General features: G+C 53.4%; 22 protein-coding genes and 4 tRNA genes. 14 read left to right on the forward strand and 12 right to left on the reverse strand.

Translation table 11 applies throughout. The features are described from left to right. Nucleotides 1-31: 31 nt before the first annotated feature. The gene (locus NG42_RS23430) at nucleotides 32-142 is read left to right on the forward strand and encodes a hypothetical protein (protein ID WP_277619650.1); all 111 of its coding nucleotides are present in this window, start codon (nucleotides 32-34) and stop codon (nucleotides 140-142) included. Continuing rightward, nucleotides 139-1776: a GMC family oxidoreductase gene (locus NG42_RS08065; RefSeq protein ID WP_052898805.1), complete on the forward strand. Its 1638-nt coding sequence runs from the start codon at nucleotides 139-141 to the stop codon at nucleotides 1774-1776. Before NG42_RS23430 ends, NG42_RS08065 begins: the two co-directional genes overlap by 4 nt. A gap of 55 nt (nucleotides 1777-1831) precedes the next feature. On the opposite strand, the gene NG42_RS08070 is transcribed toward NG42_RS08065, so the two are convergent. From NG42_RS08070 to aspA, 7 genes are all read right to left on the reverse strand, one after another. Next, entirely contained in the window at nucleotides 1832-3226 is a 1395-nt protein-coding gene (locus NG42_RS08070) for an MFS transporter (RefSeq protein WP_052898806.1), read from the reverse strand. 352 nt (nucleotides 3227-3578) lie between these two features. Next, nucleotides 3579-3654 (reverse strand) — tRNA-Phe (locus tag NG42_RS08075). Between the two features lie 99 nt (nucleotides 3655-3753). Then, entirely contained in the window at nucleotides 3754-4332 is a 579-nt protein-coding gene (gene dicD / locus NG42_RS08080) for a division control transcriptional repressor DicD (protein ID WP_052898867.1), read from the reverse strand. A 79-nt stretch (nucleotides 4333-4411) separates the two neighbouring features. Continuing rightward, a complete protein-coding gene (locus NG42_RS08085) occupies nucleotides 4412-6130 on the reverse strand; it encodes a protein-disulfide reductase DsbD (RefSeq protein WP_052898807.1) in 1719 nt (572 codons plus the stop codon). Beyond that, the gene (cutA, locus tag NG42_RS08090) at nucleotides 6106-6429 is read right to left on the reverse strand and encodes a divalent cation tolerance protein CutA (RefSeq protein WP_052898808.1); all 324 of its coding nucleotides are present in this window, start codon (nucleotides 6427-6429) and stop codon (nucleotides 6106-6108) included. The genes NG42_RS08085 and cutA overlap by 25 nt, the downstream gene beginning before the upstream one ends. 127 nt (nucleotides 6430-6556) lie before the next feature. Beyond that, a complete protein-coding gene (locus NG42_RS08095; protein WP_052898809.1) occupies nucleotides 6557-7858 on the reverse strand; it encodes an anaerobic C4-dicarboxylate transporter in 1302 nt (433 codons plus the stop codon). 120 nt (nucleotides 7859-7978) lie between these two features. Continuing rightward, nucleotides 7979-9415 carry an aspartate ammonia-lyase gene (aspA, locus tag NG42_RS08100; protein WP_052898810.1) on the reverse strand — a complete coding sequence of 479 codons (1437 nt, stop codon included), beginning with the start codon at nucleotides 9413-9415 and terminating at the stop codon, nucleotides 7979-7981. Between the two features lie 344 nt (nucleotides 9416-9759). Between aspA and NG42_RS08105 the strand changes: the two genes are divergently transcribed. The 4 genes from NG42_RS08105 (at nucleotide 9760) to NG42_RS08120 (ending at nucleotide 12960) form a co-directional block, all read left to right on the forward strand. Next, complete coding sequence (locus NG42_RS08105) at nucleotides 9760-10218, forward strand: FxsA family protein (RefSeq protein ID WP_052898811.1); 459 nt, start codon at nucleotides 9760-9762, stop codon at nucleotides 10216-10218. A gap of 218 nt (nucleotides 10219-10436) precedes the next feature. Next, entirely contained in the window at nucleotides 10437-10730 is a 294-nt protein-coding gene (locus tag NG42_RS08110) for a co-chaperone GroES (RefSeq protein WP_052898812.1), read from the forward strand. A 45-nt stretch (nucleotides 10731-10775) separates the two neighbouring features. Further along, the gene (gene groL, locus NG42_RS08115; protein WP_052898813.1) at nucleotides 10776-12422 is read left to right on the forward strand and encodes a chaperonin GroEL; all 1647 of its coding nucleotides are present in this window, start codon (nucleotides 10776-10778) and stop codon (nucleotides 12420-12422) included. A gap of 190 nt (nucleotides 12423-12612) precedes the next feature. Beyond that, nucleotides 12613-12960: a DUF4156 domain-containing protein gene (locus NG42_RS08120; RefSeq protein ID WP_052898814.1), complete on the forward strand. Its 348-nt coding sequence runs from the start codon at nucleotides 12613-12615 to the stop codon at nucleotides 12958-12960. A gap of 85 nt (nucleotides 12961-13045) precedes the next feature. On the opposite strand, the gene epmB is transcribed toward NG42_RS08120, so the two are convergent. Further along, nucleotides 13046-14074, reverse strand: coding sequence for an EF-P beta-lysylation protein EpmB (epmB, locus tag NG42_RS08125; RefSeq protein WP_052898815.1), 1029 nt, complete (start codon nucleotides 14072-14074; stop codon nucleotides 13046-13048). Nucleotides 14075-14114: 40 nt separating this feature from the next. Between epmB and efp the strand changes: the two genes are divergently transcribed. From efp to NG42_RS08135, 3 genes are all read left to right on the forward strand, one after another. Further along, nucleotides 14115-14681, forward strand: coding sequence for an elongation factor P (gene efp, locus NG42_RS08130; protein WP_052898816.1), 567 nt, complete (start codon nucleotides 14115-14117; stop codon nucleotides 14679-14681). A gap of 51 nt (nucleotides 14682-14732) precedes the next feature. Further along, nucleotides 14733-14864 (forward strand): entericidin A/B family lipoprotein, encoded by a 132-nt coding sequence (locus NG42_RS21915; protein WP_072133238.1) that lies wholly within the window; start codon nucleotides 14733-14735, stop codon nucleotides 14862-14864. 114 nt (nucleotides 14865-14978) lie between these two features. Beyond that, nucleotides 14979-15113: an entericidin A/B family lipoprotein gene (locus NG42_RS08135; protein ID WP_052898817.1), complete on the forward strand. Its 135-nt coding sequence runs from the start codon at nucleotides 14979-14981 to the stop codon at nucleotides 15111-15113. 40 nt (nucleotides 15114-15153) lie between these two features. Here NG42_RS08135 and NG42_RS08140 read toward each other — a convergent pair whose 3' ends face one another. Further along, on the reverse strand, nucleotides 15154-15678 hold the full coding sequence (locus NG42_RS08140) for a lipocalin family protein (protein WP_052898818.1): 525 nt from the start codon (nucleotides 15676-15678) through the stop codon (nucleotides 15154-15156). 213 nt (nucleotides 15679-15891) lie between these two features. Here NG42_RS08140 and epmA point away from each other — a divergent pair, with 213 nt between their 5' ends. After that, on the forward strand, nucleotides 15892-16869 hold the full coding sequence (gene epmA, locus NG42_RS08145; RefSeq protein ID WP_052898819.1) for an elongation factor P--(R)-beta-lysine ligase: 978 nt from the start codon (nucleotides 15892-15894) through the stop codon (nucleotides 16867-16869). A 37-nt stretch (nucleotides 16870-16906) separates the two neighbouring features. Here the strand turns inward: epmA and mscM are convergent, their stop codons facing one another. The 3 genes from mscM to rsgA all read right to left on the reverse strand — a co-directional run bounded on the left by mscM (nucleotide 16907) and on the right by rsgA (nucleotide 22303). Beyond that, complete coding sequence (mscM, locus tag NG42_RS08150) at nucleotides 16907-20230, reverse strand: miniconductance mechanosensitive channel MscM (protein ID WP_052898820.1); 3324 nt, start codon at nucleotides 20228-20230, stop codon at nucleotides 16907-16909. Between the two features lie 11 nt (nucleotides 20231-20241). Beyond that, on the reverse strand, nucleotides 20242-21141 hold the full coding sequence (gene asd / locus NG42_RS08155) for an archaetidylserine decarboxylase (protein WP_052898821.1): 900 nt from the start codon (nucleotides 21139-21141) through the stop codon (nucleotides 20242-20244). A gap of 109 nt (nucleotides 21142-21250) precedes the next feature. Further along, entirely contained in the window at nucleotides 21251-22303 is a 1053-nt protein-coding gene (rsgA, locus tag NG42_RS08160) for a small ribosomal subunit biogenesis GTPase RsgA (RefSeq protein WP_052898822.1), read from the reverse strand. 102 nt (nucleotides 22304-22405) lie between these two features. On the opposite strand from rsgA, the gene orn reads away from it, so the two are divergent. From orn to NG42_RS08180, 4 genes are all read left to right on the forward strand, one after another. Continuing rightward, nucleotides 22406-22951 carry an oligoribonuclease gene (gene orn / locus NG42_RS08165; RefSeq protein WP_052898823.1) on the forward strand — a complete coding sequence of 182 codons (546 nt, stop codon included), beginning with the start codon at nucleotides 22406-22408 and terminating at the stop codon, nucleotides 22949-22951. A gap of 204 nt (nucleotides 22952-23155) precedes the next feature. Beyond that, nucleotides 23156-23231 (forward strand) — tRNA-Gly (locus NG42_RS08170). A gap of 37 nt (nucleotides 23232-23268) precedes the next feature. Beyond that, nucleotides 23269-23344 (forward strand) — tRNA-Gly (locus NG42_RS08175). Between the two features lie 38 nt (nucleotides 23345-23382). Then, a tRNA-Gly gene (locus tag NG42_RS08180) sits at nucleotides 23383-23458 on the forward strand. Nucleotides 23459-23502 lie beyond the last annotated feature (44 nt).

Consider the following 23502-nt stretch of genomic DNA (forward strand, 5'->3'; position numbering starts at 1 on the left):
CATTGAACTGATTGCCTATGCCGACGCCATGATGTACCTGCCAACCAAAGGCATTCTTATCGTACCCAGTTACGGCATTGGCCCCGACAGTTGGGGAAATCAACCGGTCGAACGACTAACAGAGCAAGGACGGGAAGCATGAGCAAACAAGTCGATGCCGACGTAATTATTATTGGCTCCGGGGTAATGGGCGGGCTGGTCGCCACCCAGCTGGCAAAAGCCGGTAAATCGGTGATTATCCTTGAGGCGGGTCCGCGCATTAAACGCCAGGATATTGTCGAACGCTTCCGTAATTCGCCGTTCAAAATGTCGCTGACCAATATGAAATTGCAGGGGGTTGGCTCACCGTATCCCGACCTGCCGCATGTGCCCTCTACCTATGGTGATTATCTGCAACAGAGTGGCCCGGTAAAATACCCGACCAAATATCTGCGCGTGGTTGGCGGCACCACCTGGCATTTTGGTTCGGCGCTGTGGCGGATGATCCCCAATGATTTCCGTCTGAACACGCTGTATGGCCGTGGCCGCGACTGGCCATTTGGTTACGACGAGCTGGAAGCCTGGTATGGCGAAGCTGAACGCGAGCTGGGGGTTTCCGGCGTCGATGGTCAGGATGAGAGTGGTCAGGGCGGTGCCGCTTGCCCGCCGCGCTCAACGCCATTTCCGATGAAAGGGCTGGAGCCGAGCTATCTGTTTAAACGCCTGTCGGTATTGCTGGGCAAAGGCGGTTATAACCCGGTAATGGAACCGAATGGCCGCGCCACGCGCCCTTACGGTAAACGACCAGTCTGTGCCGGCAATAATAACTGCAACCCGGTCTGCCCCATTGCCGCCAAGTATGATGGCTCAATGCATATTGATGAGGCCGAACGACACGGTGCCCGGCTGCTGGATAACTCGGTGGTATACCGAATTGAAGCGGATGACAGCGGCAAAATCACCGGTGTCTGGTACAAAAAACCGGACGGTTCACAGCATCATCTGACGGCTAAACACTTTGTGCTGGCAGCCTACGGCATCGAATCACCGAAACTGCTGCTGATGTCGACTTCTGAACGCTATCCCAACGGCATCGCCAATGGTTCGGATCAGGTGGGGCGTAACCTGATGGGGCATACCGGCATCAGTATGAATGTGATGATGAATGAGGATGTCTGGCCGGGTCAGGGGCCGACTGAACTGCTGGTCTATCTGAACAACCGTGACGGCGCATTCCGCAAGGATTTTCCCAGCTATAAAATTAAAGTACGTAATACGGTTCCGACCGCCGATTATGCCGCGTCATTAATTCAGAAAGGGGTGCTGGGTTCGAAGCTGGATCAGGAGCTGCACCGCATGTCGGCGCGTTCGCTCAACTTTGCCATCGATTTTGAAACGCTGCCGCTTGCGGAAAACCGCATCGTGCCGAGCAAAACGAAGAAAGATGCCATCGGTATTCCGCTGCCGGAGATTTACTACAGTGTTACCGACTACTGGCATGCGGGGAAAGAGCAGGGGCTGAAGGACTTCGATAATTTTGCCCGGCTGCTGAATGCCGAAGTGTCGAAGATCGATACCGGCTATCAGGATCGTCAGCATATTATGGGCACCACGATAATGGGCGACGATCCGCGGCAATCGGTGGTGGATCGCAACTGCCAGAGTCACGATCATCCTAATCTGTTTATTGCCGGCACCAGCGTGATGCCTTCCGCATCCTGTATGAACCCGACGCTGACCGGTGCGGCACTGAGTCTGCGGCTGGCGGATTATATGCTGAGGACGGTAAAGGTGTAAGCGTAAGGGACGGCGGGGCATGCACGTGGGTGCTCCGCCGTCTTTGATCGGCACCTTACACTGGTTTAATGCCAGGCTGGGTTTCCTGTTGCGCATAATCAGACTCTGCCGACTGCTGCTGCTCACCGACGCGCTCAATCGGGCCCATCACAAACAGGAACAGCAGCGCGGCAACCACGCAGTGCGCGCCGACAAAAATCAGCCCGATGCTATAACTGCCGGTCAGTGCGACAATCACGCCAAACAGAATCGGTGTTGAGAAACCGGCAATATTGCCGAAGCCGTTAAAAAATGCGCCCGCCAGCCCGACGGCCTCTTTCGGTGCGGTATCGGCGATAATTGCCCAGGTTCCGGCACCGGCTGCCACCCCTTTACCATAAAAGGCAAAAGACATCACCGCAATAATCCAGAAATTGCTGTTAAGTCCGGCGGCAATAATCAGTGAAGCTGCCATCAGCATACCCACGATATAAGGCGTTTTACGCGCCCAGGAGAGGCTCCAGCCGCGCTGAATAAGCCGGTCAGAAATAAAACCGCCGGAAATCGAGCCGAGAAAACCAAATAACGCCGGTGCCACGGTGGCAAAACCGGCATCAAGAATATTCATGCCACGCGCCTGCACCAGATAAATCGGGAACCAGGTAATAAAGAAATAACTCAGGGCGATTACGCAGTACTGGCCAATATAGGCACACCATAACATGCGGTTGGTTAATAACTTTTTCACCAGCTGGCGTGAGACGCGGGGTTTCGTTTTTCGCTCCTGCAATGAATCGATTTCCACCAGCCCGCCACCGTCGACGATATGGCGCAGTTCCTGGGCGGAGACGCCAGGATGCTTGCGCGGCTCATGCATATACCCAAGCCAGAACAGCAGGGCGATCAGCCCGATCGCACCCAGCACAAAGAACGGCCATTCCCAGCCAAACCGGGAAACCAGCCAGCCGGACAGCGGTGAGAAAATGGCGACGGCAAAATATTGTGCCGAGCTGAACAGCGATGAGGCGCGGCCTCGTTCGGCGCTGGGAAACCACATAATGGTGACGCGGGCATTGGCCGGAAAGCCTGGTGCTTCGATCAGGCCGAGCGCAAAACGCAGGCCGAACATCAGTATCAGCGCGCTACTCAGTCCGCTGGCAAACTCACCAACAAACCCCATCGCCAGTGTGGCCAGCGACCACAGTCCCAGCGTGATGCCATACACTTTTTTGGTGCCAAAACGATCAAGGAACAACCCGCCGGGAATTTGCCCGAGAACATAGGCCCAGCTAAAGGCAGACAACACAAAACCCAGTTGAATGGCTGACAGGCCAAACTCCTCTTTCATCGCCGAGCCGGACATAGAAAGGATCGAGCGATCGGCATAGGCCACGGCGGAAAGCAGCAGGATCAGCATTAATATCCGGACCCTGACATGGCTGTTTTTACTGGCTAACTGATTGGTCAACATCGCGCGGACTCCTTACATAGCAGACAGAGCTGATGGTTTGGTCATCTTAAGGAATACCGCAGACGTTCCTTTGTTAACGAAATATAGTTAGCAGGTTAATGAATGGTCATTGTGCGAATGGTGAAATTAGCGGCGCGATTAACACGGATATCTGGGAATAGTCACAACAGGCTTTGCAGTGACGCACATAATGAATAACAGACGCGAACTATTTCTGTGGAGTGTGCGATGGGTCGTAGAAATATCCAGGAGTGAGTTTTTTTCCACTCAGAGAGAGCGACGGCGGCGGGTGCGGAGTCAATTCTCAACCCCGGAAAGCAAAAAACCCGCCAGAGGCGGGTTTCTTTAAATATGGTGCCCGAACCCGGAATCGAACCAGGGACACGGGGATTTTCAATCCCCTGCTCTACCGACTGAGCTATTCGGGCAACGGGGCGCATTAAACCGTAAAGGCCGTGTGGCGTCAACGGCTTTCTGCGAAAAATACGCTGACTGGCTGATTTTCATTCATTTGGGCTGAATATCAATCAAGTTAGTGCCCCATTTTTGCGGCACAGAGCAAAACGCAGCACATCTTCCGCCAGACGGTAAGCGGTGGCCACATCCTGCACGTTGCGTTTCACCAGCAGCTTACTCAGGCAGCCTTCGAGAATCAGTTCCATCTGCTCGGCAACCAGCGTGGGATTATCGGTCTCCAGCTCGCTCAGCAATTGATGGGTATATTGCCAGGAGGCGCGTTTTTGCTGTTCGGCAAGCTGATGAATCGGATGGTCAGTCTGCGGGTAAAAACTGCAGGCGGCGATAAACAGGCAACCAGGAAAGCGCCCATTGCTGACCGATTCTTCCAGCACTTTATAGCGTGCCAGCAGCTTATCTTCAGCATTGAGCGTTTCATCCAGCAGTAGCTGACGACGCCAGTTATCAATCTGCTGACCATGAAAGCGTAACGCGTCGTACAGCAGGGCGTCGCGGTCGGGCCAGAAGCGCTGCAACTGTTCCTGCGGGATATCCACGTTGCCAGCCAGCATCGCTAATGATGTGGTGGCGGCCAGTCCGTTCTGCTCAAGCACGTTTAGCGCATGCTCGAGTACTTGTTCACGTTGCAAGTGAAGCTCCTCTTGTATGCGTTCCTCATCCGGCGGCAGGCCGGGATTCACGGTGGCGGTTTCTGGAAACAAGTGTCGTTTACGGGATGACTTTCTGCAAATGCGCCTTAAAAGCGGCGGCATTCATAAAGCCGGTAATGCGCGATCCCGGGATCTCGTTACCGCTGGCATCAAAAAACAGGATGGTGGGCAGCCCCAGCACCTGTAATCGCTGTAACAGCGCACTGTCTGTGGCGCTGTTAGCCGTGACGTCAGCCTGTATTAGCTGCACATCCGCCAGAGACGTTTGCACCAGGGCATCACTGAAGGTGTATTTTTCAAACTCTTTACAAGCTACACACCAGTCAGCATAGAGATCAAGCATGCTGATTTTGTGCCGATTATTTTTCAGTGCCTGAGTGAGATCGTCACTGCTGGCGATACGAGCAAAATCAAGATGTGCCGCAGTGGTAGCGGTAGCTGGCGGAGCAAATGCCCAGTCCTGCAACGGGCGCACGCTGACCAGCGCCGCCAGCAGCAGGATGACCTGTAACACTCGCAGCCAGCCTTTACCAGAGCCAAGGCTGGTAATAAACGCCCAGCTAAAGAAGGCGACACCCAGCAGACTCCAGAGGCGCAGCCCCCATAGCTCGCCAATCACGCGTTCCAGCAAAAAGACCGGCAACGCGAGGATGACAAAGCCAAAGCCCTGTTTCACCGTCTGCATCCAGGGTCCACTTTTTGGCAGCAGCTTATTGCCAAACAGCGTGATGGCGATCAGCGGCAAACCCATACCCAGCGCATACAGATACAGTGTACCAGCGCCGGCCAGCATATTTCCGCTCTGGGCGATATACAGCAGAATAGCGCTGAGCGGGGCGGTGGTGCAGGGCGAACAAATCAATCCGGCCAGCGCCCCCATCAGGAATACGCCGAACAGCGAACCCCCTTGCTGGCGGTTACTCCACAGCGTCAGCCGGGTTTGCAGCGCAGAAGGCAGTTGCAGCGAGAACAGGCCAAACATCGACAGTGCCAGCAACACAAACAGTGCCGACAGGCCAATCAGCACATAAGGGTGTTGCAGCGCGGCCTGAAAGCGTAAGCCCGCGGCGGCGACCACCACGCCCATCAGGGTATAGGTCAGCGCCATTCCCTGCACATACACCAGCGCCAGCGCCAGCAGGCGTCCAAACGACAGGCGTTTACTGCCGCCAAGAATGATGCCGGAGATCAACGGATACATCGGTAATACGCAAGGGGTGAAAGCGACGCCGATGCCAATCAGTAACGCCCAGAGTGGGGAGAATGGCAAATTGGTTTCAGTGGTCGGTGCTGGCTGCTGGCTAATAGCCGTGTTCGCTGTATCAGCGGCAGCACGGGCAGCGACCTTGCTCAACGGAATATCGCGTGTTTCCGGCGGATAACAGAATCCCGCGCTGGCACACCCCTGATAAGTGACGCGCACCGTGGCATCGCCATCGGCCTGAAGTAGTGTCAGGGGCAAGTGCAAATCGTCAGGGTAGATCTCAGTTTTGCCATAAAATTCATCTTCATGCGGCTGACCTTGCGGCAGGCTAAATTGCGCCAGCCGCGCAGCGTGCGGTTCGATAGTGATCTGCTGACGATAAAGATAATAGCCGGGTTTTACCTGCCAGCTGAGGGTGAGCTGATGATCTTTCTGATTGAAATCGAAAGCAAAAGCCTGATCCACCGGCACAAATTGACTGGTGTTTTGTTGCCCGAACAGCGAGGCATTAGCCTGAATGCTGAACAGGCCGACCAGCAGAATAAGAACTAGCTTAAAGATGCGCTGAGCCATGACAGGTATTCACTCTCTCCATGTTGTACGGGCAGGACCAGAAGTTCCGGTGTCTGGTAAGGATGGGCGGTTTTGAGTAGATCGATTAGCTGCTGCTGGTGGGCGACGTCACTTTTCAGCAGCAGCTGAACTTCGGATGCCTGCTCAAGTTTTCCTTCCCAGTAGTACCAGGAGGTGGCACCAGGCAGCATAGTGACACAGGCCGCGAGTCTGGCTGCCAGCACCTGACCTGCCAGCTCTTCAGCACAATCTTCATCAGGGGCGGTGCACAGCACCACAATGGCGGTGGACTGGCTCATAGGGCACTCCTTCAGGGGAAAGCGCGAATTATATCACGCAGCGTTAGCGCAGGCTTTGACAGGATGTAAACAACAGTGGCGAAGCGTGCAGCCCGCCCCACAGAATCGGGAGAGGGCTGCGGCGGGCTTATAAAATCAGATGGCCAAAGATAAAGCCAGCCAGTACGGACAGCACAATGGCAATCACGCCGGGAATCAGGAAAGAGTGGTTAAAGACGAACTTACCGATACGCGTTGAGCCGGTATCATCCATTTCCACCGCGGCCAGCAGGGTCGGATAGGTCGGCAGCACAAACAGCGCCGATACCGCCGCAAATGACGCCACCGCCGTGACCGGAGAGACGCCAAGCATTAAGGCGGCAGGCATCAGTGCTTTGGCCGTGGCGGCCTGGGAATACAGCAGGGTCGAGGCAAAAAACAGCACCACTGCCAGCATCCACGGATAGCTTTGCAGCAGATCGCCAGCGACGGTCTGAATATCGTCGATATGGGCTTTAACAAAGGTATCGCCGAGCCAGGCAACGCCGAGCACACAGATACAGGCGCTCATCCCCGATTTAAAAGTGCTGGCAGACAGAATTTCGCTGGTATCCACTTTGCAACTGACGCAGATGAGCGTGGCAACCGTCAGCATAAACACCACGATAGCTTCATTGCGCGGCAGCAGCGGATTACTGATCAGGCCGACGGTATCGCTGATGGCAGTAGCATAAAAGACCACCGCGACGATACCCAGCAGGAACAGCAATACCGAGCGCTTCGCACCGGGTTTTTCTTCAAATACGTTAGCACCGCGCAGCGTCACTTCACCTTTTTCCAGCTTTGCCTGGTAAATCGCATCGTCTTTCAGCTCTTTACCGAGGAAATTGGTAATCAGCGCGGCAATAAATATCGCCACCATGGTTGAAGGGATGGCGACCGCCAGCAGGCCAAGATAGCTGATGCCTTTTGGCTCGAGAATACCGGCGAAAAACACCACCGCCGCAGAGATTGGTGAAGCGGTAATGGCAATCTGTGAGGCAACCACGGCAATCGACAGTGGGCGAGAAGGGCGCACGCCTTGCTCTTTTGCTACTTCGGCAATCACCGGCAGGGTAGAAAACGCGGTGTGACCGGTACCGGCCAGCAGCGTCATCAGGTAAGTCACCAGTGGTGCCAGAAAGGTGATATGGCGTGGGTGTTTACGCAGCAGACGCTCGGCGAGGCTGACCAGGTAATCCATCCCGCCCGCGACCTGCATCGCAGCGATGGCGGCAATCACCGCCATAATGATTTCAATCACGTCGAAGGGAATGGCTCCGGGCTTAATCTGGCAGCCCAGCGTCAATACCAGCACGCCGAATCCACCGGCGAACCCAATGCCAATCCCGCCCAGTCGCGCCCCTAAATAGATGGCTAACAGGACAATGATCAGCTCAACTGTGATCATACTGTACTCCTTGATGTTTTATTGAAAACTAACCGTTAATAATTTGTTTGCTGCAGACATGAAAAAGGCACGTCGTTCTGAGAACTGACGTGCCTTGAAAAAATTTAACCGGTCTGGATTTTATTGTTCGTTTTCATCGGTATAGCGTTTTGCCTTATACGCCGGATGCATCAGGTTCTGGATTGAGAAGATGTCATCCAGTTCCGCTTCGGTCAACAGACCACGCTCCAGCACCACTTCACGCACGCTCTTACCGGTTTCGGCACAGATCTTACCGACGATATCACCGTTATGGTGACCAATGTACGGGTTCAGATAAGTGACGATCCCAATTGAGTTAAATACGTAAGCTTCACAAACTGCTTTGTTGGCGGTAATGCCGTTAACGCATTTTTCCAGCAGATTATAACAGGCATTGGTCAGAATATGGATCGATTCAAACAGCGCCTGACCGATAACCGGTTCCATTACGTTCAGCTGCAACTGACCGGCTTCTGACGCCATGGTGACGGTGGTGTCGTTGCCGATCACTTTAAAGCAGACCTGGTTGACCACTTCTGGCACCACCGGATTCACTTTGGCTGGCATGATGGAAGAACCGGCCTGCAACTCTGGCAGATTGATCTCATTCAGACCGGCGCGCGGGCCAGAGGAGAGCAGGCGCAGGTCGTTACAGATCTTGGACATTTTCACCGCCAGGCGTTTCAGCGAGGAGTGAACCATCACGTAAGCGCCGCAGTCGGAGGTCGCTTCGATCAAATCTTCTGCCGGTACACAAGGCAAATTACTGACTTCCGCCAGTTTCTGTACTGCCAGCTGCTGATAGCCTTCCGGCGTATTCAGACGGGTACCGATAGCGGTGGCACCCAGATTCACCTCCAGCAGCAGTTCACCGGTACGCAGAATGCTTTTGATCTCTTCATTCAGTAGCACGCTAAAGGCGTGAAATTCCTGGCCTAAGGTCATCGGAACCGCATCCTGCAACTGGGTACGGCCCATTTTGATGACGGATTCGAACTCTACGGCCTTACGCTGGAAGCCTTCGCCCAGCTGACCAATGGCATCAAGCAGTTTCAGAATTGAGCTGTAAACCGCGATACGGAAACCGGTAGGGTAGGCATCGTTGGTCGACTGGCATTTATTGACGTGGTCGTTGGGATTAAGGAACTGATAATCACCTTTCTGATGGCCCATCAGCTCCAGACCGATATTGGCCAGCACTTCATTGGTATTCATGTTAACCGAGGTGCCGGCACCGCCCTGATAAACATCAACCGGGAACTGGTCCATGCATTTGCCGTTATTCAGAACTTCATCACAAGCCTGAATAATGGCATTGGCGACATTGCGAGGAATGGTCTGAAGTTCCTTATTCGCCATTGCTGCTGCTTTTTTCACCATTACCATGCCGCGAACAAACTCAGGAATGTCACTGATTTTGTTGTTACTGATATAGAAATTTTCAATCGCACGCAGAGTATGAACACCGTAGTAGGCATCAGCCGGAACTTCCCGCATACCTAACAGGTCTTCTTCGATACGAATGTTATTTACCATGGGAACCTTCTTGTTATTGCTACCGGTTAAGTCATCACAAATGATGTGATTATTTCGTCGTGGAATGCCAGCGCCGATATTTTATCCGTTATCGACCAGGCGAGCACGATCATATGCTGTTATGTCAGAAATGCCGCAACACAGATCACTTAACGACAATTTACTAACGAAACGGTGTTAACAATATGTGATCGTAGTCGCAAAATTAACCCCGTGGAGTAAATTCGGCATTTCAGGTTGAAAAAGTGCCTGACCGTTCCCATCTCTGTAACTACGATCATCATGATCGCCATTTTCTGCCGCCGCGACTTTTGCGAGGTGGCCTCTACAGATAGGAGAATGCGGTGCGCTGGTTACCGTTTTTAGTGTTTTTTCTGCTGGCCTGGATAGAAATTTCCATCTTTATTCAGGTGGCGCACGTGATGGGCGTGTTGCTGACGATGCTGCTGGTGATTTTCACCTCCTGCATCGGTGTGTCGCTGGTGAAAAACCAGGGCGTCAAAAACTTTATGCTGATGCAGCAGAAGCTGGCGGCGGGCGAAAGTCCGGCGGTGGAGATGGTGAAAAGCGTTTCACTGATCCTTGCGGGCTTCCTGCTGTTGTTGCCTGGCTTTTTTACCGACTTTATCGGTCTGCTGCTGTTGCTGCCGCCGGTTCAGAAGCATCTGACCTTAAAACTGATGCCGCATCTGAAGGTGTGGCGTGGCTCAACGGCCGGGCCGGATAGCGGTCAGACGTTCGACGGTGAGTACGAACGCAAAGATATCGATCGCATTGAGCACGACGATCATAAAGATCGCTAAAACCACGTTTATCACTAATGGGTGGAGCCAGCTCCACCCATTTTTTTATCGGCCTGAAGACGGAAACTTAAGGCGAATCATTGGCAAGTAAAAAAAATTAATTTTTTGCCCTTGAAAGCATCCCTCCCTGGCCCTATCTCTTCCGTCACGAGGCCGGCAGCCAATATGACCGGCTTTCATCCCAAAATTGATTGGACTTCTCAAAGGAGAGCTATCACATGAAAATTCGTCCATTGCACGATCGTGTAATTGTTAAGCGTAAAGAAGTTGAATCCAAATCTGCTGGCGGCATCGTTCTGACCGGCTCAGCTGCGGCGAAATCGACCCGTGGTGAAGTTCTGGCGGTGGGCAATGGCCGCATCCTGGAAAGCGGTGATGTTAAGCCGTTGGACGTGAAAGTGGGTGATGTCGTCATTTTCAGCGAAGGCTACGGCGCTAAAACTGAAAAAATCGACAATGAAGAAGTGCTGATCATCTCTGAAAGCGACATTCTGGCAATTGTTGAAGCGTAATTTACACGTACCTCACTGAACGTAACCAATTCAAGGGAATTTAAAATGGCAGCTAAAGACGTAAAATTCGGTAATGACGCACGCGTAAAAATGCTGCGTGGCGTTAACGTACTGGCAGATGCAGTAAAAGTTACCCTGGGCCCGAAAGGCCGTAACGTGGTTCTGGATAAATCTTTTGGTGCACCGACCATCACTAAAGATGGCGTTTCTGTCGCACGTGAAATCGAACTGGAAGATAAGTTCGAAAACATGGGTGCACAGATGGTGAAAGAAGTTGCCTCTAAAGCGAACGACGCTGCGGGCGACGGCACCACTACCGCTACCGTACTGGCACAGTCCATCGTTAACGAAGGCCTGAAAGCTGTTGCCGCCGGTATGAACCCAATGGACCTGAAGCGCGGCATCGACAAAGCGGTTATCGCTGCGGTTGCCGAGCTGAAAACGCTGTCTGTGCCTTGCTCTGACTCTAAAGCGATTGCTCAGGTTGGTACCATCTCCGCTAACTCTGATGAAACCGTCGGGACTCTGATCGCTCAGGCGATGGAAAAAGTGGGTAAAGAAGGTGTTATCACCGTTGAAGAAGGCACCGGCCTGCAGGACGAGCTGGACGTGGTTGAAGGTATGCAGTTTGACCGTGGCTACCTGTCCCCGTACTTCATCAACAAACCAGAAACTGGCGCAGTAGAACTGGAAACGCCATTCATTCTGCTGGCTGACAAAAAAATCTCCAACATCCGCGAAATGCTGCCAGTACTGGAAGCCGTGGCTAAAGCCGGCAAACCACTGCTGATCATCGCTGAAGATGTTGAAGGTGAAGCACTGGCTACCCTGGTGGTGAACACCATGCGCGGCATCGTAAAAGTGGCTGCGGTTAAAGCACCTGGTTTCGGCGATCGTCGTAAAGCGATGCTGCAGGATATCGCGACCCTGACCGGTGGTACCGTTATCTCTGAAGAGATCGGTATGGAGCTGGAGAAAGCGGCACTGGAAGATCTGGGCCAGGCAAAACGCGTGGTTATCAACAAAGACACCACCACCATCATCGATGGCGTGGGTGAAGAGACTGCTATCGCCGGTCGCGTGACTCAGATTCGTCAGCAGATCGAAGAAGCGACCTCTGATTACGATAAAGAAAAACTGCAGGAGCGTGTGGCTAAACTGGCAGGCGGCGTAGCCGTACTGAAAGTTGGCGCAGCAACTGAAGTTGAAATGAAAGAGAAGAAAGCCCGCGTTGAAGATGCCCTGCACGCGACCCGTGCTGCGGTTGAAGAAGGCGTGGTTGCGGGTGGTGGCGTAGCGCTGGTACGTGTTGCCTCTAAACTGACTGAGCTGCGAGGCCAGAACGAAGACCAGAATGTCGGTATCAAAGTTGCACTGCGTGCGATGGAAGCTCCACTGCGTCAGATCGTTTCTAACGCCGGTGAAGAGCCATCTGTTGTCGCTAACAACGTGAAAGCGGGCGAAGGTAACTACGGTTACAACGCGCAGACCGAAGAGTACGGCAACATGATCGACTTCGGTATCCTCGACCCAACTAAAGTGACCCGTTCTGCACTGCAGTACGCGGCCTCTGTTGCTGGCCTGATGATCACCACCGAATGTATGGTCACTGACCTGCCGAAAGGCGATGCGCCTGATATGGGTGCTGCTGGTGGTATGGGCGGCATGGGCGGTATGGGCGGAATGATGTAATCCCCCTCTCGTCATGAAGCGAAACCCTCTGTCAGTAATGGCAGGGGGTTTTTCTTTTGTGGGGGAAAATAGTATAAGTAGTGGCGCGGGTCTGATAATGAACAGATTAAGTGGCAAGGGATGTTTAAGAAAACCCACGGTTTTCTGGTACGCTTCTGCCTGACTCTGATGATAATAAATGGGGATTAAAATGCGGATTAACGTCTTGCTGGGACTCTCTGTCGCGGCGATGCTGCTGGCAGGCTGTAGCACCACGAAAGAACTGGATTCAGCCGGTCAACGCGTGACTTTTACCGATCAACAACCGGCGGCTAACTGTCAGCTGCTGGGTAATGTCACCGGCTCGCAAAGCAACTGGCTGAACGGTTCCGGCGGCGAGGGCAGCTCACTGCGTGGCGCGGCCAACGATCTGCGTAACCGTGCGGCTGAAATGGGCGGCAACGTGATTTACGGCGCGACCAGCCCGACGCAGAACATCTGGTCCAGCTTTGCACCGCTGGATAGCAAGATGAGCGGCCAGGTTTATAAATGCCCTTAAGAAATAATCATTTGTAGGGGCGGCGTTTTCGCCGCCCGTGCCAAGGGTTGGCACTCCTGGCGAATTTCATCAATTCGGGAGGGCATTACTCCTGGCGTAACTGCAAATCCAGCGGCGTTTTACTTGGCTCACCGCCAATTTCGCGCGCCAGCTTCGGCACCATATAACCCGATACCCTCGACAACAATTCCCGCACAATAGCGCGAGCTTCATCATCCGGCACAAAGAAGTGCGCCGCGCCCTGGACTTTATCCAGCACGTGCAGATAGTAGGGCAGCACACCGGCATCAAACAGCGCATTGCTCAGCGCCGCCAGCGTGGTGGCATTATCATTAATGCCGCGCAGCAGCACGCTCTGATTCAGCAGCGTAACCCCGGCACGTTTTAACATCTGCATACCGTGACGCAGCGCATCATCAATTTCCTGCGCGTGGTTAATATGGGTCACCAGCAACACTTGCAGACGCGATCGCGCCAGACGCTGGCACAGACCTTCGGTGATGCGTGCCGGAATCACAACTGGCAGGCGGCTGTGAATGCGCAGGCGTTTCAGGTGCGGAATTGCCTCAAGCTCGCCGATCAGCCAGTCCAGCTCATGATCTTTCGCCATCAACGGGTCGCCACCGGAAAAGATAATCTCATCCAGTTCCGGATGCTGACGAATATAGTCGATAGCGTTTTGCCAGTTGCGCTTGTTGCCCTGATTATCCTGATAAGGAAAATGGCGGCGGAAACAGTAGCGACAGTTGACCGCACAGCCACCTTTTACCAGCAGCAGCGCACGATTTTTGTATTTATGCAGTAAGCCAGGTACGACACTGCTTTGCTCATCGAGCGGGTCAGTGCTATAACCTGGTGCATCGACAAATTCCTGCTGAGCTGTCAGAACTTGCAGTAGCAGCGGATCTTGCGGATCGCCTTTTTTCATCCTCCAGACGAAGGCACGCGGCACGCGCAGAGCAAAAAGTCGGCGCGCGTCACGGCCTGCAACCAGTTCGGGATGCGAATCCAGAGCTAAAAGTTGCAGTAATTCATTTGGTTCAGTGATTACATCAGCAAGTTGCTGCAACCAATCTTCTCTGGAAGGGGTATTTAGGGTTACAATGTGTGCCATTTTTTTGGCTAAGTACCAGTATTAATATTAGAGGGCCTTTATGGCGACTTATTCTAGCAACGATTTCCGTCCCGGTCTCAAAATCATGTTCGAAGGCGAACCTTACGCTATCGAATCCAGCGAGTTCGTTAAACCAGGTAAAGGCCAGGCCTTCGCACGCGTCAAAATGCGCCGCCTGCTGACCGGAAGTCGCGTTGAGAAAACCTTCAAATCTACCGACTCCGCTGAAGGCGCAGACGTTGTGGATACTAACCTGAACTACCTGTACAACGACGGTGAATTCTACCACTTCATGCATCCGGAAACTTTCGAACAGCATCAGGTTGAAGAGAAAGCCGTTGGTGATGCAGCGAAATGGCTGCTGGATAATGCTGAATGTATCGTGACGCTGTGGAACGGCCGTCCGATTCAGGTATTACCGCCAAACTTCGTTGAACTGGAAATCGTTGATACCGATCCTGGTCTGAAGGGTGACACCGCAGGTACCGGCGGCAAGCCAGCTAAACTGTCTACCGGCGCAACAGTTAAAGTGCCATTGTTCGTACAGATCGGCGAAGTGATCAAAGTTGACACTCGCTCTGGCGAATACGTGTCACGCGTAAAATAAGTGTGTCGAAGGCGTACTTCTGTACGCCTCTCAATTCAATGTGAGAACCGAATGATTAAGCTTGCTAAATTGGTCGCCATCGCGTTGTTGATGACGGGTGCACTAAGCGCCTGTAATACTTTCCATGGTTTTGGCGAAGATGTACGTCATCTTGGCGGGGCCATTTCTCGCGCTGCGAGCTGATTCTCTTTTCTTCTGAAAATATCTTCTTTTAACAGTGTGAAATAAGCAGAGTGTCGATTCACCGCCTATGCTTACAACGCTGTACAAAAAAACTTCTGTTAAAAGGAAATTGCTATGTTTAAGAAGAGTATTGCTACCATTTTTTCCGTACTGATCCTTTCTTCCCTGCTGTCTGCCTGTAATACCACGCGTGGTGTTGGTGAAGATGTTGAAGCAGGTGGTCAGGCGATTCAGAAGAGCACTCAGTAATCCGTATCCGGTACGGCTTTGTGCCGTACCGGCTCCTCAATCAGCCCTGATTGACCCAAATTAATTTCTCTACCGGGAAGTTGGCCTGACGCGCTTTTTCGACCAGCTGCTGCTTCACCGTCTCATCCAGTTTCGGCGTTCGCGATAGAATCCACAGATAATCACGATTAGGCCCGCAGACCAGGGCATGCTGATAGTTATCATCCAGTGCAATCACGTTATAGCCGCCGTAAAACGGGCCAAAGAATGACACTTTCAACGCTGCACGCTGGCTGTCACCGGTAAAGTAGGCTTTACCGATGCTTTCCTGCCATTTCTGTTTTTTGACATTAAAGCCACGATTGACCACTTTCAGGCCACCATCATCGCGTTTGCTGTAGGTCGCGGTGACGTGATCGAGTCCGCGCTCAAAAGGATGATCGAGACGCGCGATCTCATACCAGCTTCCGAGGTAGCGCTCGGCATTAAAGCCTTCAATCACCGTGACATTTTTCGGCGGAGTGGTGGAGCAGGCGACAGAGAGTAAGGCGCCGGCTACGGCTACCAGTGTTTTCCACAATTGCATAAGCTATTCCTTTACAGATGAATAGCTTGAGTATAGGCGATAATCGTCACGCGGCGGATCACTGCCCGATAAATTGCCTGTGTCGCTATCCGCGAGGTGAAATGAGTAATTTTGAAGTATTCGGTTATTTGGCTGGGAAATTGCTCAGAAGTTTGTCTGCTCACGGCGATACGGGTAGACTTCATCCCCCTGTTTGACTTCGGAGTACATATCATGAGCGATACGGCAAGCTGGCAGCCGAGCGCACCCATTGCCAATTTGTTGAAACGTGCAGCGATTTTGGCTGAAATTCGACGTTTCTTTGCCGATCGTGGCGTGCTGGAGGTAGAAACTCCGGCAATGAGTCAGGCAACAGTCACTGATATTCATCTGTTCCCGTTTAAGACGCGCTTTGTTGGTCCGGGGGCAGCTGCGGGGCTGGATCTCTATCTGATGACCAGCCCGGAATACCATATGAAACGCCTGCTGGCGGCCGGTAGCGGCCCGATTTATCAGCTGGGTCGAAGCTTTCGCAATGAAGAAGCCGGGCGTCATCATAACCCTGAGTTCACGATGCTGGAGTGGTATCGCCCGCATTACGATATGTATCGCCTGATGAACGAAGTGGATGATTTGCTGCAGCAGGTGCTGGAGTGTGACAGCGCAGAGACGCTCTCTTATCAGCAGGCGTTTATTCGTCATCTGGAAGTCGATCCGTTATCGGCTGATAAAACCCAACTGCGTGAAGTGGCGGATAAACTTGGCGTGGGCGACCTGGCGAATGCAGAAGAAGATCGCGATACCCTGCTGCAACTGCTGTTTATGCTGGGTGTTGAACCAAAGATTGGACAGGATAAGCCGGCTTTTGTTTATCACTTCCCGGCATCGCAGGCGGCGCTGGCTGAAATCAGTACTGAAGATCACCGTGTCGCCGAACGTTTTGAGGTCTATTACAAAGGCATTGAGCTGGCGAATGGTTTCCGTGAATTGACCGATGGCCGTGAACAGCGTCAGCGTTTTGAGCAGGATAATCGCCGTCGTGCGGCACGCGGCTTGCCACAACAACCGATTGATACCAACTTACTGGATGCACTGGCGCACGGTATGCCAGCCAGCTCTGGTGTGGCGTTGGGCGTCGATCGTCTGGTGATGCTGGCATTAAAAGCCGAGCGTTTAAGTGATGTGATCGCCTTCCCGGTTGATCGCTGCTAAACAAACGGGCGGCAAACACGCCGCCCGTTTCAGTGAGTTACAACCCACCCGATTTAAACGTTCTCGCCGCTGGTGCGCCATTGCTGGCGGGCGTTTTTTGCCCCAGTGTTTCCATGCGCACCTGGAATGGCGGGAACGGCATCTCAATACCGTGCTCACGGAAACCTTGCAGAATCAGCTGATGCAGTTCATTGCGCAGCGGCATTCGGTGACCCATCTCAGCGGCATAAATACGCAGCTCAAACAGCTGAATCCCCTGTTGTAAATCCACCAGGAAAGCTTCCGGCTGCGGCGTATCCAGCACCCAGCTACAGCGCTCTGACGCCTGCAACAGGATGGTGTTTATCTCTTCACTGTTCGCGGCGGCCGGTGCCGGAATGGTCAGTACCACACGGGTGACGGAGTCAGAGAGCGACCAGTTGACGAACTGTTCGGTAATAAACGCCTTGTTCGGCACAATAATCTCTTTACGGTCCCAGTCGGTAATGGTGGTGGCGCGCGTGTTGATGCGGGTAATGCTCCCGGTCAGATCACGAATGGTGACGGTATCGCCAATACGAATCGGCTTCTCAAACAGAATGATCAGGCCAGAGATAAAGTTGGCGAAGATCTCCTGCAAACCAAAACCCAGCCCGACACCCAGTGCGGCTACCAGCCATTGCAGTTTCGACCACTCAATACCAATCATCGAGAAGCCAACCAGACCACCAATCAACAGCAGCACATATTTGGTCAGGGTAGTAATCGCATAACCGGTGCCGGGGGTTAAGCTCAGATGCTGTAACAGCGCCAGCTCCAGTAGTGCAGGCATATTACGCACCAACTGGGTGGTAATAATCAGCACCAGGATGGCGATCAATACCGAACCAAGGGTAATCGGCTCAATGCTTTCCACGCCTTGTACTGTGGTACTGGCGTCCCACAGTTTGATATTTTCCAGGAAGCCGAAAGCGGAATGGATCTCAGACCACAACACAATTACCGAAACCAGCGCAATCAGCGTCAGGATTGAGCGCACCAGCCGCAGCGACTGGGCGCTGATGGCATCAAGATCGATCACCGGTTCATCCAGTTCGACGCTGTCGCTGTTTTGTTGGGCTTCTTCTTCACCGCGTGCGCGGTTCGCCAGCATATCGGCACGGCGTTGACGTGCGCGATCAAAGGCAATACGACGACGCTGAATCAGCATCCAGCGCCGGATAATATGGTAGATAATCAGCAGCAGGAACCAGATAGCGACTGACGTTTCCAGCCTTGCCAGCAGCGCTTGTGCCGTCGCCAGATAGCCAATGCAGGAAGCCAGTGCGGCAATCAGCGGAATACAGATCATCAGATTCCACAGGATCTTGTTGATAATATTTTCGCCGTTGCCCTCTTTATCGAGGTACAGCGGCAGCCCGGCGCGCTTCAGGCTGACGGTAACCAGACTCAGTGCACCGCAGATCAGCACGAAGCACAGGCGGCCAAGGGTGGCAGAAAACTGACGCTCTTCCAGATTATCGAAAGCGATCAACAGCATGATCAGCGGCACAATAAAGCCAATCGACAACGAGTAGTAACGCATGGCGCGTGCCACCCGTTGTTGTGGCCAGCGGAAATGCACCACAAACAGACCTTGTGGCCGGGCAAATGCAGCACTGATCATAAACGCCCACAGCACCGGTAGCGTCGCCGTTACGCCGTCGCCAATGGCAACGGCAATAGGGTAGGGCCAGGCATGCTGTAAACCGTAGCCCAGCGCCGCCCATAACACCGGTAGCGGTAAGGCCACCACAATCGACCAGAACACGGTACGCAGCGTCAGGCTGAACTGGTCCTGCGTCACTTTACCGACGCGGCTGGTGGCGCGTTCAAGGAACGCATGATAGTGACGGCGTGAACTGATGCTGATACCAACTAACAGCAGCGCCGCAATAATCGGCACCACGGTTTCGCGGCTGGTCAGCATCATCACAAACGCGCCGCCGAGCTGGCCTAAGGTATCCAGGGACAACAGACGATTCAGCGCGTGTGCGACATCGATCGGATATTTCAGGCCAACCGGACTGACATCCGCCGTCCAGAACAGATAACGGTGCGCGGCCTCATTAATTTCCGTTAACGCATCCTGAAGCTGGCTGTTAGCCACTTTCAGCTTGGTGACTTCGAGAATTAAGGTGTCACAACCTGAAATCAGCGAGCTGAGCAGTTCGCGCTGGGTGCGCAACTGGGCATCAAGAATACGTTTCTGTTCATTGGTCAGATCATCGCCATTTTCCTGCTTCTGCTGTTTAAGCTGTTGCTGGCGATTTAGCAGATCTTCGTAATACAGACGCTGTACCCGCAACTGCCCCATATCGCTGTCAAGTTGCTGAGATTTTGGCATTTCCGGCAGGCGAGCGACCTGGGCACGCAGCGCTTCGCCTAACAGGTTGGAGGCACCCAGCCACTGCGATTGCTCACGAATTGTGCTTAATGCCTGGCGTACCTGAATGGTCTGGTTGGTGGCCTGACGTTGCTGCGAGGCCACCAGGTCCATCCGTTGCGCCTGCTGATTCAGCGCCCCTGACAGCTCGCGGTTGACGCGGAACTGCTCGGTGATGCCCGGCGGCAGATCGCCGCTATTTTCTGCCAGTTGTTCGGTGCGTTCCAGCGCCAGTTCTGCTTCACGCTGACGCAGGCTGTTCAGCTGATTGCGCAGCGCCTGCAAATAGTTATCCAGCTGGGCGGCTTTTTTCTGATGTACTTCAGCGCGCATCCGCGCCAGTTCCTGACGATTATTGGCCGACAGTTGCGCCAGTTCCAGCTCGTCAACCCGCGCTTTCTGTGCGGCTGACTCTGCCTGACGCAGGTAAATTTGCGCCTGCGCCATGGGCGTAGTGGCACTGGGTTGCGCCTGTAACCGACGCTCAACTTCACTTAATGCACGCCGTGCTTCAGTCTGCTGCTGCGGCAGTTGCGACAGTGAATCACTGATTTCACGTGCGCGATCCTGCTCCTGCTGAGCCTGGCGACCCTCTTCCAGCAGCTGACTGCTGATTTGCAGGATCTCCTGATCCAGTTCGGTGCTGGTCAGGGTGCTGCGGACTGACTTAGTGCTGTCGGTCAGGCCGGCAATTTGCTGGCGCAGCTCGCGCGACAGTTTCGGAAAGTCGTCGATAACCTGTTGGTATTGTTCGGTCAGGTCAAGGGAGGCTTTACGTTCATTCAGCCAGTTAAGCGCGGTTTCCAGTGTCTGAACCAGTTCCGCCTGATTCGGCGTATTTTTGCCAGACTTGGCCTGCTCAAGCTCTTGCTTAAGCAGTCCGTTATCAGGAACACTGGCGGCGAATACGGGCCAGCTTAAACAACAGCCCAGCAATAGAGTAAGAATCAGGCGCACGTTAAGTTCTGCTATTGGTGATGTAACACGGTTTCTGCATCGGTTTTCTGCAATGCGATTGCCAGCGGCTGACCGAGGCGGGTTTTGGTTTCCGGCGTCAGGCTTTCTGCCAGCTTAACTCTGCCAGGCGCAAACAGGTTGATCACCGTTGAGCCAAGCTTAAAGCGACCCATCTCCTGGCCTTTCAGCAATACCACGGAACCGTCTTCATCGGCACCCGGCCAGGTCCAGCGCTTAATCACACCGGTACGCGGCGGCGTTACGGTGCCTGACCAGGCTGTTTCGATGCTGCCGACAATGGTCGCGCCCACCAGAATCTGCGCCATTGGGCCGAATTCAGTATCGAAGTAACAGATGACGCGTTCATTACGCGCGAACAAGTTCGGCACGTTTTGCGCGGTCAGCGGATTAACGGAGAACAGATCGCCCGGCACATAGATCATTTCGCGCAGGATACCGTTACACGGCATATGTACGCGGTGATAGTCGCGCGGCGCAAGGTAGGTGGTGACAAACTCGCCGTCACGGAACTGGTCAGCCATTTGATAGTTACCGGCCAGCAGCGCTTCCAGCGTGTAGTGATGCCCTTTAGCCTGGAAAATATTGTCGCCATCGATATGACCCAGCTGGCTGATAGCGCCATCGGCAGGCAGTACCAACAGGTTCGGGTCTGTATCAATTGGGCGCACGTCGTCACGCAGTGGGCGGACAAAAAAGTCATTGAAGGTGCGATAGGTCGCAGTATCCGCTTTCTGAGCTTCGGACATATCGACCTTGTAGAACCAGACAAAGCTGTCGATAACTGCTTTGGTCAGCCAGCCTGCGCGTTTACTGGCGCCCCATCCGGCTAATTCAGTTAACCACTTCTTTGGCAGCAGATAATTCAGGCCGAGTTTAATACGATCCAACACGTTAGCCTCCTGGCTTAATACACGACGTTGAGAGAAAAAGGGGGCGAATTGTAGCAGCGCCCGTTTCTTTAGGCTATGTACCCGACATCACTGCCTGTTGGTGTACAGATTAGTCATCACTGGCGAAGTTTTTACGCGTCTTAACCTGTGACATGCTTTCCAGAATGCGATGATAGTTGTAGAAGCGCGATTCATTGATGGTGCCGTTGTCCACCGCTTCACGAATGGCGCAGCCTGGATCGGTATCGTGCTTACAGTCGCGGAATTTACAGTCGCCGAGAAACTCACGGAATTCGACAAATCCACGGGTGATTTGTTCCGGCTCAAGGTGCCAGAGACCAAATTCACGCACGCCGGGGGAGTCAATCACATCGCCGCCATGCGGGAAGTGGTAAAGACGTGCGGCAGTGGTGGTGTGCTGGCCGAGGCCGGAAACATCAGATACGTCGTTAGTCAGAATCTCATCGCGACCCAGATCGAGGCCGAGCAGGGCATTAAGCAGGCTGGACTTACCCACGCCAGATTGCCCGGCAAAGATGCTGATACGGCCAGTCAGTGCTTCTTCCAGCTCTTTCAGCCCCTGCTTTTCATGGCTGGAAACCATCAGCACCCGATAACCAATTTGGCGATAGATATCCATCTGCTGATCCACAAAGGCACGGCCTTCGTCATCCAACAGATCGGTTTTATTCAGCACCAGCAACGGCTCGACATCCAGTGTTTCGCTGGCCACCAGGTAGCGGTCGATAATATTCAGTGACAGCTCGGGCAGAATCGCCGACACGATAACGATTTGATCGATATTGGCAGCGATGGGTTTGACGCCGTCATAGAAATCCGGGCGCGTCAGTACCGAGGTACGCTCATGTACCGCTTCAACGATACCTTTCACCGTTGCGCCGCCTTCCTGGCCTGGACGCCAGACGACGCGGTCGCCGGTAACCAACGAGCGGATAGTGCGACGAATGTTGCAGCGATGCACCGTTCCATCAGCATCCTCGACGTCGGCGTGCATGCCAAAACGGCTGATCACTACGCCATCGCGCGCTTCACCAAACAGGCTGTCGTCGGGCTCAGGTTTGCCTTCACGTTGTTTCAGGCGGCGATCATGGTTGGCGCTGACGCGACGTTGTTGACCTTTGGACAGTTTATTTTTGCTCACTCTACCTCACAGGACTGACGGCTGTTCGCCCATATCGGGCAAAACGTCTATGATACACCCTTATTCGTTGTTATGACGACTTTGGCTACTGCGGGATTAAACATGAGCGGAAATGAAAATAACCTGATTTGGATCGACCTCGAAATGACCGGCCTCGATCCTGAGCGCGATCGCATTATTGAGATCGCCACGCTGGTGACGGATGCCAACCTGAATATTCTGGCGGAAGGCCCGGTCATCGCGGTACATCAGAGCGATGAACAGCTGGCGCTGATGGATGACTGGAATGTGCGCACCCACACCGGCAGTGGACTGGTCGAGCGAGTTAAAGCCAGCCAGTTTGACGATCACGCTGCGGAGCTGGCGACCATCGAGTTTCTGCAACAGTGGGCACCAGCCAACACGTCGCCGATTTGCGGCAACAGCGTGGGTCAGGACCGCCGTTTCCTGTTTAAGTATATGCCGCAGCTGGAAGCCTACTTCCACTATCGTTACCTCGATGTCAGCACGTTGAAAGAGCTGGCGCGCCGCTGGAAACCGGAAATCCTGCCGGGCTTTAAAAAGCAGGGCACCCACCAGGCGCTGGATGATATCCGCGAATCAGTGGCCGAACTGGCTTATTACCGCGAACATTTTATTCAGTCCTGAAAACGCTAATCATTTTTGCGGGCGGGCTTCTCGCCGCCCGTGCTAATAATTTGCACAGCCATGGTATAATAAAACATCATTATGGCGATTTAATCAGCATTCGCACCAAAAGCGAAAATATTTGCTTTCAGAGTCTTGCGGAGAAAAAGATTTCTCGTATAATGCGCACCCCGTACCGATGAAGAATTTAATTCGTTACGCAGAGCGGGAATAGCTCAGTTGGTAGAGCACGACCTTGCCAAGGTCGGGGTCGCGAGTTCGAGTCTCGTTTCCCGCTCCAAATTGATTTTGCAGTATTGCAGTACACCAGTTCCAAAGCGGGAATAGCTCAGTTGGTAGAGCACGACCTTGCCAAGGTCGGGGTCGCGAGTTCGAGTCTCGTTTCCCGCTCCAAAATTTGATTTCGCTGTTTACAGCACACCAGTTCTTATGCGGGAATAGCTCAGTTGGTAGAGCACGACCTTGCCAAGGTCGGGGTCGCGAGTTCGAGTCTCGTTTCCCGCTCCAAATTTTTAAATCCCCCTTTCTCAGATGAATTATCCACAGCGATA

Origin of the sequence: Winslowiella iniecta (assembly GCF_001267535.1) — a bacterium.
Lineage (GTDB): Bacteria > Pseudomonadota > Gammaproteobacteria > Enterobacterales > Enterobacteriaceae > Erwinia > Erwinia iniecta.